This is a genomic window from Hyphomicrobiales bacterium (assembly GCA_016125495.1).
Lineage (GTDB): Bacteria > Pseudomonadota > Alphaproteobacteria > Rhizobiales > RI-29 > RI-29.
In genome coordinates, this window is the sequence record WGLQ01000014.1 from 226,006 (window position 1) to 239,427 (window position 13,422).

At 65.0% G+C, this 13,422-nt stretch carries 9 protein-coding genes; 4 read left to right on the forward strand and 5 right to left on the reverse strand.

Going from position 1 to position 13,422, the window contains the following annotated elements; genetic code table 11:
* Positions 1 to 64 precede the first annotated feature (64 nt).
* Positions 65 to 2,086 carry an acetyl-CoA carboxylase biotin carboxylase subunit gene (locus GC150_12275; GenBank protein ID MBI1385676.1) on the reverse strand — a complete coding sequence of 674 codons (2,022 nt, stop codon included), beginning with the start codon at positions 2,084 to 2,086 and terminating at the stop codon, positions 65 to 67.
* A 217-nt stretch (positions 2,087 to 2,303) separates the two neighbouring features.
* Between GC150_12275 and GC150_12280 the strand changes: the two genes are divergently transcribed.
* The 4 genes from GC150_12280 to GC150_12295 all read left to right on the forward strand — a co-directional run bounded on the left by GC150_12280 (position 2,304) and on the right by GC150_12295 (position 6,868).
* Complete coding sequence (locus GC150_12280; GenBank protein ID MBI1385677.1) at positions 2,304 to 2,774, forward strand: hypothetical protein; 471 nt, start codon at positions 2,304 to 2,306, stop codon at positions 2,772 to 2,774.
* A gap of 15 nt (positions 2,775 to 2,789) precedes the next feature.
* Positions 2,790 to 3,566 (forward strand): hypothetical protein, encoded by a 777-nt coding sequence (locus GC150_12285; GenBank protein ID MBI1385678.1) that lies wholly within the window; start codon positions 2,790 to 2,792, stop codon positions 3,564 to 3,566.
* Positions 3,567 to 3,730: 164 nt separating this feature from the next.
* Positions 3,731 to 6,028: a hypothetical protein gene (locus tag GC150_12290; GenBank protein ID MBI1385679.1), complete on the forward strand. Its 2,298-nt coding sequence runs from the start codon at positions 3,731 to 3,733 to the stop codon at positions 6,026 to 6,028.
* A 288-nt stretch (positions 6,029 to 6,316) separates the two neighbouring features.
* Complete coding sequence (locus tag GC150_12295) at positions 6,317 to 6,868, forward strand: single-stranded DNA-binding protein (protein ID MBI1385680.1); 552 nt, start codon at positions 6,317 to 6,319, stop codon at positions 6,866 to 6,868.
* 106 nt (positions 6,869 to 6,974) lie between these two features.
* Here GC150_12295 and GC150_12300 read toward each other — a convergent pair whose 3' ends face one another.
* The 4 genes from GC150_12300 to GC150_12315 all read right to left on the reverse strand — a co-directional run bounded on the left by GC150_12300 (position 6,975) and on the right by GC150_12315 (position 12,849).
* Positions 6,975 to 7,226: a hypothetical protein gene (locus GC150_12300; protein MBI1385681.1), complete on the reverse strand. Its 252-nt coding sequence runs from the start codon at positions 7,224 to 7,226 to the stop codon at positions 6,975 to 6,977.
* Positions 7,227 to 7,332: 106 nt separating this feature from the next.
* Positions 7,333 to 10,842, reverse strand: a complete 3,510-nt coding sequence (gene mfd, locus GC150_12305; protein ID MBI1385682.1) for a transcription-repair coupling factor — start codon at positions 10,840 to 10,842, stop codon at positions 7,333 to 7,335.
* Positions 10,843 to 10,949: 107 nt separating this feature from the next.
* Positions 10,950 to 11,225 carry a succinate dehydrogenase assembly factor 2 gene (locus tag GC150_12310; GenBank protein MBI1385683.1) on the reverse strand — a complete coding sequence of 92 codons (276 nt, stop codon included), beginning with the start codon at positions 11,223 to 11,225 and terminating at the stop codon, positions 10,950 to 10,952.
* Between the two features lie 391 nt (positions 11,226 to 11,616).
* Entirely contained in the window at positions 11,617 to 12,849 is a 1,233-nt protein-coding gene (locus GC150_12315; protein ID MBI1385684.1) for a hypothetical protein, read from the reverse strand.
* Positions 12,850 to 13,422 lie beyond the last annotated feature (573 nt).

Genomic DNA, 13,422 nt, shown 5'->3' on the forward strand with positions numbered 1-13,422 from the left:
CCAGACCACCCGTCAGACGCCGAGAGCGCCGTGTCGCCGACCGACCCCCGGGCCCATAGCAGCCCTATTCGAATTCCATGATGACAGCGTCCACCGCGAGGCTGTCGCCGGCCTTGGCGTTGATCGCCTTCACCGTGCCATCCCGTTCCGCCCGCAGCAGATTCTCCATCTTCATGGCCTCGACGGTGCAGAGCGGATCGCCCGCTTTCACCTTGTCGCCGACCGCCACTTTGAGCGAGGTCACGAGGCCCGGCATCGGACAGAGCAGCAGTTTGGAGGTGTCCGGCACGACCTTGATCGGCATCAAGGCCGCGAGCGCGGCCTCGCGTTGCGTGAAGACGCGGCACTCCAGCGAGACACCGGCATGGTCGAGGATGGCGCCGTTGAGGATCGGGCGCACCTGGACGGCCAACGCCTCGCCATCGAGCGTGCCGCGCCAGACCGGCTCACCGGGCCACCAGTGCGAAATGACGTGGTGCACACCGCGCACACCGTCACCCTCGCCGAGCAGCGTAACGGTGAGGGGATGCCCGTCCAGTCCCCCCGACAGGCGCAATCGGCACGCTTGGCCGCCGATCACCGCGACGCGCTCGCGCGCGAAATCGAAGCGGCTGCCGGTCATCTGCCCGGAAATGTGCCGACGGCGGGCGTTCTGGAGATGGTCGATCGCTGCCGCCACCACGGCGAGGCGGTCCCGGCGGACGGCGTCGGGCGCAACGCCCGAAAAGCCGTCCGGGAATTCCTCTGCGATGAATTTGGTGGTGAGGTCACCCCTCTGCCAACGCGGATGGTGCATCAGCGCGGCCAGGAACGGCACGTTGTGCTGGATGCCGTCGACGACGAACTCGTCGAGCGCTCGCGCCATGGCGGCGATCGCGCTGGAGCGGTCCGCCGCGTGCGTGACGAGCTTGGCGATCATCGGGTCGTAGTACATGGAGATTTCGCCGCCTTCGTAGACCCCGGTGTCGTTGCGCACCGTGATGCCATCCAGCGTACTCTCGGCGGGCGGGCGATAACGGGTCAGCCGTCCGATCGAAGGCAGGAAGCCACGATAGGGGTCCTCGGCATAGATGCGGCTCTCGACCGCCCAGCCGGAAAGGCGCACGTCCTTTTGCGCGATCGCGAGGCGCTCGCCGGCGGCAACACGAATCATCTGCTCGACGAGGTCGATGCCGGTCACCAGCTCGGTAACAGGATGCTCGACCTGCAGGCGCGTGTTCATCTCCAGGAAGTAGAAATTGCGCTCACGGTCGACGATGAACTCGACGGTTCCCGCGCTCTCGTAGTCGACGGCACGCGCGAGCGCGACAGCCTGCTCGCCCATGGCCTTGCGGGTCTTATCGTCGAGGAAGGGGCTCGGCGCCTCCTCGATCACCTTCTGGTTGCGGCGCTGAATGGAGCACTCACGCTCGCCGAGGTAGATCGCATTGCCGTGCCGGTCCGCCAGCACCTGGATTTCGATATGGCGCGGCTCCTCGATGAACTTCTCGATGAACACGCGGTCGTCGCCGAAGCTCGCCTTGGCCTCCGACATGGCGGCCGCGAAACCTTCCTCGACCTCGCGCTTGGAAGCGGCGATGCGCATGCCCTTGCCGCCACCGCCGGCCGAGGCCTTGATCATCACCGGAAAGCCGATCTCGCTGGCGATGCGCACGGCTTCCTTCGGCGAGGTGATGACCCCGAGATGGCCGGGCACGGTCGAGACCGTGGCGGCGTTGGCGAACTTCTTCGATTCGATCTTGTCGCCCATCGCCTCGATGGCCCGCACGTTCGGACCGATGAAGGTGATGCCGGCCGCCGCCAGGGCGCGCGCGAAACCCGCGTTTTCCGATAGGAAGCCATAGCCCGGATGGATCGCCTCGGCGCCTGTCCGGCGGGCCGCCTCGATGATCTTCTCGATGACGAGGTAGGATTCGATCGCCGGGGCAGGCCCGATATGGACCGCCTCGTCGGCCATCTCGACGTGCAGCGCGTCCCGGTCGGCGTCCGAATGGACCGCGACGGTCGCGATGCCCAGCCGACGGGCGGTCTTGATGACGCGGCAGGCGATCTCGCCACGATTGGCGATCAGGATTTTGGAAAACATCGACGCCATCCTGGGATGTGGCGGGCACGCCGGATTGAGCTGCATGTCTCTTAGAGGCTCGCCCCGGTGGCCACAACACTCCGTGCGTTCAATGGAACCGCGCACGGCCGCCGCACGGAAAGCTGACATCGTACCCTTGTGCGCGCGCCGCGCTCGGCGCCACAGTGCGCCGGCCGGGGCAGCAAGGCGCGGCGGGCAGCGACGGAGCACACGCCTCATGGCGACCAAGACGACGGGTGAGACCGCTTCGGCAACGCTGATCAACCGCGTCGCCAACTGGCTCGTCGCCGAGGCCCTGCTCGAGCCGGACGTCACGACGCTGGTCACCGGTACCTGCGAGCGCTTGCACGCGGCCGGCATCGCGCTGGTGCGCGGCTATGCGGCGTTCCCGGTCCTCCACCCGCTCCATTCGGCCATCGGCATCACCTGGCTGCGCGGCCAAGGTACCTCGACGGATGGCTATCCGCACGTGCCGGGTGGCGTCTCGGCCGGCTTCGAGCGCAGTCCCCATTATTACATGCTGCAACGCGACCTCGACTTCCTGCGCGTCAAACTCGACTGCCCCACGCGCAGCTACCAGTTCGACGTCTTCGACGACCTCAGGGCCGAGCACGTCACCGACTATCTCGCCTATGTCGTCAGTTTCGAGCCGCAGGCCGGACGCCGCGCCGGTCGCGGCAATGGCTAGCTCCAGCTCAATGGCATGATCGGCTCGTGGGCCACGGACCGCGCGAGCGGTTTCACGGACGGAGAGGTCGAAGCACTGTTGCGCATCCAGGATCGGCTCGCGCTCGCCTGCAAGGTGGCCATCAAGAGCCAGCTCATGCGCAACATCGCCGAGACCTACCTCGGCATCGAAGCAGGCCGTCACGTGCTCGATGGCCAGATCAAGCGTGGCGACGGCCAGTCGATCGAGGCGGCGATCTGGTATTGCGATCTGCGCGCCTCGACCCGGATGGCCGACACACTGGCGCCCGAGCACTACATCGCCAATCTCAACAGCTACTACGACGCGACGGGCGGCGCCGTGCAGGCGGCCGGTGGCGAGATCCTGAGCTTCATCGGCGACGGTGTGCTGGCGATCTTCACGAAGGGGCCGAACGAGCAGGGGCTGGACAAGGCCTGCGCGCGGGCGGCCGAGGCCGCGCGAATGGCGTGTGCCAACCTCTCCGAGGTCAACGACGAGCGAACGCGTACGAACCTCGAGCCCCTCGCCCATGGCCTCGCACTGCATGTCGGAACCGTCATGTACGGCAACGTCGGCGTGCCGGAACGCCTCACCTTCTCGGCGTTCGGCGCGGCGGTGAACGAGGTGGTCCGTCTCGAGGCCCTGACGAAGAAACTCGGCGAACCTGTCCTGACGAGCGCCGCGTTCATCGAATGTCTCGGCTCGTCGGGTCGCTTTCTCGGCGAGCACGTGCTTCGCGGAGTCGGCGCCCCGCTCGCCGTCCATGCGCTCGACATGGTGGCCAGCGCCTGACTTGCGGCTGAGCCCCCTCGAGCAATTCGGCCACAGGCTCGGCCCGCCCATCGCGCGCACCGCCATCGCCATTAACCCGGCCACGCAAGTCGGCTATGGTCGCCAACCTGAACAGCCCCTGAGGGCTGAAGACCAGTTGCGGCAATAGGCGAGGCCGGCAAACGATGAGCGACGTCGAGTACGAGACCAGCCCGGCGCGAGGCGCACCTGCGGGCGAGGTGCCGGTCAACCCCTACAGTCTTTTGGAAGCCGTCAACAGCGCGAGTGGTGCCGCCCGCAACGGCTGGGCCCTGTTCCTCGGCATCATGACCTATGTGCTGATCGCGGTCGCGGGCGTCACCCACAAGGACCTGTTGCTCAACAGCCGTGTCGACCTGCCCATCCTGCAGGTTGAAATCGAGCTGACGCGCTTCTTCATCTTTGCCCCGCTGGTGCTGCTCTTCATCCACTTCGGACTGCTGATCCAGCACGTCATGCTGGCGCGCAAGGTGATCGAGTTCGACGCCGCGGTTCGCCCTCTCGAGGCGACACGCTATCGCACACATCCCCTGCGCCTGGAGTTGCACAGCTACTTCTTCACCATCGCACTCGCCGGCCCGCGCCGCTCCAGCATCTTCGGCGCCTTCCTGCACGCGATGATCTGGCTGTCGCTCATGGCCCTGCCGGTCGTCATCCTGCTCTATATCCAGATCGTCTTCCTGCCCTACCACGACGAGCAGATCACATGGGTGCATCGTCTCGCGCTGGTGACCGACGTGGTGGCGCTGATCGCCATCGGCGTCTTCCTTCGGAGCAACGCGACGGGGTTCTTCAGCGCCTTCGGACGCGTCCTGACCCACCACCCCATCAACACCTTCGTCACGGGCACCGTCATCACGCTCGCCCTGCTCTTTTCCTTCTTCGTGGCGACCATTCCGGATGAACGGCTGGACCGGTTCTCGGCCCACATTCCCCGCGCGTTCGGCCTCGACCGCATCTTCATTTCCGATGATCCCGCGGCACGACCGGCGTTGGCGGCACGCTACGGCAGCGACGGTCCAACGCTCTCACTCGCGAGCTTCGCGTTCGACGAGGTCGGCGAGGACGCCGGTAGCCTCAAGGGGTTCTTCCATCGCAACCTGATCGTGATCGACGAGGATCTGGTGCCGGACGAGAAGGACGGGACGGGCGAGGTGAGCCTCAACCTGCGCGGCCGTGACCTTCGCAACGCCGTCCTCAACCGGTCCGACCTGCACCGTGCCGACCTGACGGGTGCGGACCTCACCGGAGCCCGGCTCATCGGCACGGACCTGCGCAACACGCGCCTGTCCTGCGCCGACAACAGCGCCATCCTGAAGGGGGAGGCCCTCGAGGGGGATCAGTCGCGCGAATTCACCTGCACGCGCCTGCGCGACGCCGTCATGAAGCGGGCCAATCTCTCCGGTGCCAACCTGCAACTCGCCTTCCTCGCCGGGGCTGATCTCGAGGACGCCACACTCGACTTCGCCGATCTGCGTTATAGCGAGCTGACGGGTGTGAATTTCTCGGGCGCCTACCTGCGCCGGGCAAACCTCTCGGGTGGCGCTCAGCTGGTCGGAGCGAACTTCCTCGGCGCCGTGGCGCTCGGGGCCGACTTCAACGGCAGCAACCTGCAGGGCGCCGACTTTTCGAGCGCCGCCCTCCAGGGGGCGCTCTTTTCGCGCTCGCGCGCCCAGGCCGCGAGTTTCCAGGGCGCCGAGCTCGACGGTGCCACATTCGCCTTCGCTCGCCTCCAGGGGGCCGATTTTTCCGGCGCCGTGGCGCGTGGCGTCGACTTCTCGCTCTCGGCAATGTGGCAGACCGTGGCCCCCGGCCTCGACAAGGCCGGGCTCGCCGACGGCTCACGCCTGAAGATCGAACCCCTCCAGTCGCGGGATATCAACGCCTTCCGCGACGCCATCGAGGCCGTCCGCGACGCCAATGTCGACCGCCGTCTCGAGGAAGCCCTCGCACGCATGGAGGACAAGGCCGCGGGCGAGGCCTGGGCGACGGGTCCCGACGCGCAAGCCTGGCGGAGCATACAGCAACTGAGCGCGAACGCGGCTTCGCCCGTCGCAACGGAACGGCTCATGCGCATGCTGGTCGATCTCGCCTGCCAGGTCAGATGGCGGGACGGTTCCGTCGCGGGCGGTGTCATCCAGCGTTCGCTCGCGCCGGACTTCAAGGGCGACGCACGCACGATCTACGACGGGCTCACGCACCCGGACTGTGCCGCCGCCAGCTCGATCCCGGCCGACTTGCTATTGCGACTGGCAACCGAGATCGAAAAGAAGTCGAAGCGACCGATTTCCGCTCGCGTGACCGCACCGGCGGCTCAGCCTTCGACGAGCGGCCTCCAAGACCAGGCCCCGGCGGCCGGGGGTACCGGAGGAGAGACCGTCGTGCCCCAACAGCAGCCGGCCGAGGCCGTTACGACACCGGTCCAGACCGTGCCACAGCAATAGCCCTCGCGTTAACCTCGGCACCGAATGGGCAGCGCCAGGGCCACTTCGCGCGGGACTTGAAAAGAACGTTGCGCGAACCTAGTCTGATGGCTGGCCCTCGGCCGCGCCCGGGCCGTCGGTCCCGCCGGACCGCATGAACTGGGGAGATTTGGCCGATGTGTCCCGGCCAGGACTCGCCTGGCGCCCCTCGGCGTCTACCATCGGGCGAGCGATTCGCGGCCATCGGCCGTCCACCGGAGCCGTCCGGTTCGTCCGTGACGGTGCCCTGAGAGAGGAAAGGAGGCCAGCATGGCCGGCTCTGTCAACAAAGTGATCCTCATCGGGAACCTCGGTCGCGACCCCGAGATCCGCCGCACACAGGACGGCCGCCCCATCGCGAACCTGCGCGTCGCCACGACCGAGACCTGGCGCGACAAGAACTCCGGCGAACGGCGCGAGAAGACCGAGTGGCACTCGGTCGTCATCTTCAACGAAGGGCTCTGCAAGGTCGCCGAGAACTACCTCAAGAAGGGCGCCAAGGTATACATCGAGGGCCAGCTCCAGACCCGCAAATGGCAGGACCAGAGCGGCCAGGACCGTTATTCGACGGAGGTCGTTCTGCAGGGCTTCGGCGGTACGCTGACCATGCTCGACGGGCGCGCCGGCGCCGGCGGCATGCAGGAGGGAGGCGGTCAGGCCGGTTACTCCAGCGGCGGGCGCGACAGCTACGACGACGGCGGCTACGGCGGCGGCGACGGCGGCTATTCGAGCGGTGGCGGCGGTCGGCGCTCGGGGGGAGGCGGCTCGGGCGGCGGTGGCGGCAGCTTCGAGAAGGAACTCGACGACGAGATTCCGTTCTGATCCAGCGCACGCGACGTTCGGGCACGCGCTCGCGGCCCGTGCCCGAACCGAGCTTCGGAACCGCAACCCGAGCGGCAATGGCATCGGCGCCCGGGCACATGGCTGCCTAGCAGCCAGGCGCGCCGGCTGCCGGCGGCGCAAGGCCGATCGGCACCAACCCGTACTCTTTCAGGTCCTCGAGCGATCTGTAATCCTCCGCCCGCAGCCACGCGATGGCGTCGGCGAGTGACGGAAAGAAGAAGTGCCCGCCGTCGAGTTCCTTGACACAGGCCCCCTGCGCGGTCACCAGCAGCCGCGCCCAGTCGTGTTCGGGTAGAGCCTCCGCATTCAGCCACCACTCCATCGAGATCGCCGCCATTCCGCCCCTCGTCCGTAGCGAGAGCGCCGCCGCATGCGCGCGCCGCCCTGCAAGGACAACGGTCGGGCCGTGGGATTATTCCCTGGCAACGCCCGCCGCGCTCGGCTCAAGCCTTGCGTGCCGCGATCTCGGCGAGACGCGCAACGAACGCCCGCACGCCTGCGAGCCGCTTTTCGTCGGTCTCCCAGCCCGCGCGGTAGACGAGCTTGTGGTCCGGCTGCAGCTTGATCGCCTGATCGAAGCGGGCGACCAGCTCGAGGAGACCCGCCGGGTTGGTAAAACGGTTGTTCCGGAATCGGAACGTCGCCCCCTTCGGGCCGGCATCGATCTGCGAGACGTTGGCCCGCCGACAGAGCGATTTGATCTCCACCACCTCGAGGAGCTGGCGGACTTCCTTGGGAAGTGGCCCGAACCGATCGATCAGCTCGCTCGCGAAGTCGTCGATCGCCTCCCTGTCGCCGAGCGATGAAAGCCGGCGATAGAGCCCGAGACGGAGCTGGAGATCGGGAACGTATTCCTCCGGGATCAGCACGGCGGTGCCGAGCGCGATCTGTGGCGACCATTGCTCTTCGCTCTCACCGAGGTCGCCGCTGCGCATCGAGGCGATCGCCTCCTCCACCATCGACTGGTAGAGTTCGAAGCCCACCTCCTTGATCTGGCCGGACTGCTCCTCGCCGAGCAGATTACCACCGCCCCGGATGTCGAGGTCGTGGCTCGCCAGCGTGAAGCCCGCCCCGAGCGTATCCAGCGACTGGAGAACTTTGAGGCGGCGATCGGCGCCTTCCGTCAACTGGCGCCCGGGCGGAAGAGTGAAATAGGCATAGGCGCGACGCTTGGAACGCCCGACCCGGCCGCGCAGCTGATAGAGCTGGGCGAGGCCGAACATGTGCGCCTTGTGGACGATGAGCGTATTGGCGCTCGGGATGTCGAGACCGGATTCGATGATCGTCGTGGAGAGCAGCACCTCGTACTGGCGGTCATAGAACGCGTTCATAACGTCGTCGAGCTGGCCCGGTGCCATCTGCCCGTGCGCGGTGATGAACTTCAGTTCCGGCACGCGTTCGCGCAGGAATTCGGCGATCTCCTCGAGGTCGGCGATCCGCGGGCAGACATAAAAACTCTGGCCGCCGCGATAGTGCTCGCGCAACAGCGCCTCGCGCAGGATGACCGGATCGAAAGGTGAGACGTAGGTGCGCACCGCCAGCCGATCGACCGGCGGAGTCGTGATGAGGGAGAGCTCGCGCACACCCGAGAGCGCGAGTTGCAGCGTGCGCGGGATCGGCGTTGCGGTCAGCGTCAGCACATGCACGTCGTCGCGCAACTGCTTGAGGCGTTCCTTGTGTTGCACGCCGAAATGCTGCTCCTCGTCGATGATGAGCAGGCCGAGGTCGCGGAATTCGATCCCCTTGGCGAGCAGAGCGTGGGTGCCGACCACGATGTCGATTTTCCCCTCGCCGAGTTTTTCGCGAACCTCCGCCATCTCCTTTGCGCCGACCAGCCGGGACGCCTGGGCGACGGTGACGGCGGTGCCCGCGTAGCGCTCGCTGAAGGTGCGGTAGTGCTGGCGCGCCAGCAGCGTCGTCGGCACCACGACCGCGACCTGTTTGCCGCTCATGACGGCGAGGAACGCGGCGCGCAAGGCGACCTCGGTCTTGCCGAAACCGACGTCCCCGCAGATGAGGCGATCCATCGGTCGGCCGGCGGCAAGGTCGGCCGCCACCTGCGCAAAGCTCGCAAGCTGGTCGTCCGTCTCCTCGTGCGGAAAGCGGGCCGCGAATTCCTCCATGAGGCTCTCGCTCGCCTCGAGCACCGGGGCGCTTTTGAGGGCCCGCTTTGCCGCCACCCGCACGAGTTCGGCCGCGATCTCGCGGATGCGCTGCTTGAGGCGTGCCTTGCGCGATTGCCAGGCCGCGCCGCCGAGCCGGTCGAGCTGCGCCTCCGCGGCGTCCGAGCCGTAGCGCGTCAGCAGTTCGATGTTCTCGACGGGAAGGAAAAGCTTGTCGCCGCCGTGATAGTGCAATTCGAGGCAGTCGTGCGGCGCCCCGCCGACCTCGATGGTGCGCAATCCGGCAAAGCGTCCGATCCCGTGGTCGGTGTGCACGACATAGTCACCGACGGAAAGGCTCGTCGCTTCGTTGATGACGTCGCTCGCCTTGCGCTTGACCCGGCGCTGGCGCACGAGCCGGTCGCCGAGCAGGTCCTGCTCGCCGATCACGACGAGGTCGCGCGTCTCGAAGCCCTGCTCGAGGCCGAGCGTGACGAAGGCGACCGTGCGCGGATCGAGCGCCTCGACCTGCGGCCAGCTCTCGATCGTGACGGAGTGCTCGAGACCGTGATCGGCAAAGAGCTTGGCAAGCCGTTCGCGCGAGCCGTTCGACCAGGCGGCGACGACGACGCGCCGTCCGCCCTTGCGCACGGTCTCGATGTAGGCGCTGGCGGCCTCGTAGACGTTACCGCCCTCGAGCGCGCGCTCGCCGACGAAGCGCCTGCCGGGCCGCCCGCCATGATCGACCACGCGCGCGCCGCCGGCCGCATCCGGCATGTTGAACGGGTTGAAGCGTCGCAGTGGCACTCCCTCGAGCGCCCCCGCCAGATCCTGCTCGGAAAGGAACAACTCGCCCGGTGGCAGCGGATGGTAGGCGGCCCCCCCATAGGTCGCCGACTGCAGCGCATCCCGCCGCGCGCCGTAATGCTCGGAAATCTGCTCGAGCCGGCCGGTCGCGGCCTCGTCCACCTGATGGTCGAAGCTGACCGCGTCGGGCCCGACCGCCTCGAACACCGTCTCGAGGCCATCGTGAAAGAACGACAGCCAGTGCTCCATGCCCTGGTAGGTCATACCGGCGCTCACCGCCTCATAGAGCGGATCGTCGCCGGTCACCGCCCCGAACTCGGCGACATAGCGCTGGCGGAACCGCTTTCGCTCCTCCTCGCCGAGTACGAGTTCGGAACGCGGCAGGAGGAGCAGCGAATTGACCGCCCCGGCCGAGCGCTGCGTCTGGGGATCGAACTGCTTGATGCTCTCGAGCGTGTCGCCGAAGAAATCGAGCCGCAGCGGGCGCGGACGGCCGGGCGGAAAGACATCGACGATACCGCCACGAAGCGCGAATTCGCCATGTTCCATGACGGTGCCGGTGCGCCCGTAACCGAGCATCTCGAGACGGCGGGCGAGGCGGGAGAGGTCGTAGCGCTGACCGGGCGCGAGCTTGCGGGCATTGTCGCGAAAGAACGCGCGCCCCGGCACCCGCTGGAGCATCGCGTTGACCGTGGTGACCACGATGGTCGCGGGACGTCGCTTGGCGAGGGCGAGGGTTGCGAGTGTCGCGATCCGGCGCGAGACGACCTCGGGGCTCGGCGAGACGCGGTCGTAGGGCACGCAGTCCCAGGCCGGCAGCATCAGCACCCGGGCGTCCGGAGCGAAAAACGCGAGCGCCGCCTGGAGGCTCGCCGCCCGCCGATCATCGCGCGCGACGTGCAGCAGGGTCAGCCCATGCCCGTCCGGTCGCTGCCCCGCGAGCAATGTCGCAAGCACGCGCGCGTCCAGCCCCTCGGGCACGCCCGCGGCGATGATCGCACCGGCCGTTGCGGCGGGCGAGCTGCTGTTGTCCGTGTCAGCCATGTCCACTCATTACCGGGCGCCGGGGCCAAGTGCCGATGTATGCGTCGCCGGGAAGGCGTGAGCAATACACCGATGGCGCCCCGTTGGACCAGCACCAAACCGGCGCCTCAGGCGTCGTGGTAGGCGCGGATCTCGGCGACGAGGCCGACGAATTCCGCTGGCGGTTCGCGGCGCGCGCCCGCCGGCGCCGGCGTCCCCATGAGCCAGGCCTGCAATTCGGGGTCGGCCAGCTCGAGCAGTGCCTCGAAGCGCTCGAGTTCGCCCTCGGCCATCGCCGAAACGCGCTCCGCCCCGAACCGCCCGAGCAGGAAGTCCATTTCCTTGGTGCCGCGATGGGCGGCCCGATAAGCCGCCCGCCGCCGCCGGTTCTCGAGATCGTCCATGCACCCGCCTCCTGGCCTTGCCGGCGGTTCTAGCCGGCCTGGGCGGGTTGGGGAACTGTTGGTTGGTGGGGTGTGGTGTGAACTCCCCCTCTCCCCGTCCTTCACGGCGAGAGGGTCGGAGTGAGGGGCGGCCACGGGCGCGACTGGCAGGGCGCGGAATTGGCAGGCTGGGCCGGTGTGAAGTGCAGCATTGGCCAGGCGGGCGAGCACCGCAGAATGGCGACCGTGAAGGGGCGAAAACCGTGATCAAGCAGCTGCCGCTTGGAGTACGATGGTATTGCCCAGACATCACCCACCTCTTGATGTGAGCAATGTACTGCCGCCGATGAAAAAAGGCGCACATGACGGAAAGTCAAACACACAATCGGACTTCACAACACAATCAACAATCCTAGTCAAGATTGAATTGAATCTTATTCAGATCAGCCTCCGTGACGCCGCTGCCTTTGCCAATACATGTCGCCATGCTATCGTAGACAATGGGAAGCGCAAACAGCCCTCCCCCGGCTGACAAGCAAATAGCGCCCTCGCTAATTCGATGTTGACCCGCGTTGCCTACATGATCTTTGATCTTCAAAAACCCAAACACCCCCAACAGAATACCGAACATATAAGCCGTTCCAGTCAACAAACCCGACAGTTCACCATCCGCACTTTCGTTCGAACTTTCTATGGCTGCATATCGATATGCATCTGAACTTCTTAATACCATGCCCACCGCCCGCGCAATCTCGGTTTCGCTTCTCTGAGTAGGGTCGATTGTCACGATCGCAGTCCACGGCTTGAACGTCAACTGGTTGCTTGACAAAAACGCGCAATTCAAGCCTGTGCGAGACGCTCGCGATGAGTTTCCGGGCGCAAAGTAGTATAAACCATCACTCGTAGTGACAAAGATATTTGCCTCCTGCAACTTCGCGTCTGAAGTGGTGATGAGAAAATTCGACGGTCTCTCGTGCAAATGTTTTGCACGCAAGTAACCCAAATGAAACACAGAGATGACAGCAAAGAATAACGCAATATTTGATTTATACAAAATAGACAATCTGAAAACAGCAATCATTATTACAGGAACGATCCAGAGCGCCATTAGCTGTAGTGCGTTCCACTGACCAACGAACATGGATGCGGCAACGAACGAAATAAACGCAAGGAAGACTGCCATCACTGCCACCTCAACGCAGAACAATACAATCGAAACACTGTTCGGGAGGAATTTTTGTAGCGCAACTCGGAGGGCAAAAAGTGGCTGCTGCACCAATTGGTAGAACACATTGAAAACCGTAATCAAAAGTACGGCATAGAGAGCTACTATCGTCAGCGCTTGGTGCATGCCGTCTCGCGACAGTAGCGCAACATTCTCTAAGCCAACATACAGCATCATTCCAGTAATATACAGAAGCCCGGAACCAGCTAGCATTAGAAATAGCCGAAATATGTTAAACAAAAGAACTGCCGAATTATTTTCTGCGCCCCTCTTCGCCAATTCTAGAGTCACCGAACCGGAAACAATTTCGCCCGTACGCCTGAAGTGACTTGCTAACAAGAGGCCAAGAAGCCAAATCAGGGTAACTAAGATAGCAAAGCCGACAGCCATCCAGTTGACATCAACATCATCATTGATCATTGCCACAGCGACCATTTCATTGTGCCTGAGAGCGTCTTGTTCTGAATTGCAGTACTTTATGAAGCGATCAGAAACTCCATTTATTTATAAGTGTACCCTGGCAAATTCAACGCGTTAATCAAAAGGCGATCCTCCAAAAGCCCGCGGACATGCGGCAACTTGTCTCAAAAACGGATGCCCGGAAAAGTGTGAGCCACCCCTGACTCTCATGAAGTTGTTAGGTTTTGGGCAGGCGACTAGCTCCGCAGGCTTCTCCAAATGCGCGCAATTGACAATTCCATCCCCTCACTCACATCAGTTCAAACCATGGCGACCGCGACGTCAAGCATCCTGAACGACCGGGCACATCCCTGACACTTTGAACCGGCAGCATCCCTGACACTGCTAGGCTTCCTCTTTAGCCAGTTCCGGCGCGCCAGGGCTCGGCGCGTGAACGACCGGGCACATCCCTGACAATTTGGACCGACAGCATCCCTGACACTGCTAGGCGTCTTCCTTAGCCGGTTCCGGCGCCGAGCGCAGCCGCGCACGCGGCGGAGCGAAGCGGTGGAACCGGCCAGCGCGATCGACGAC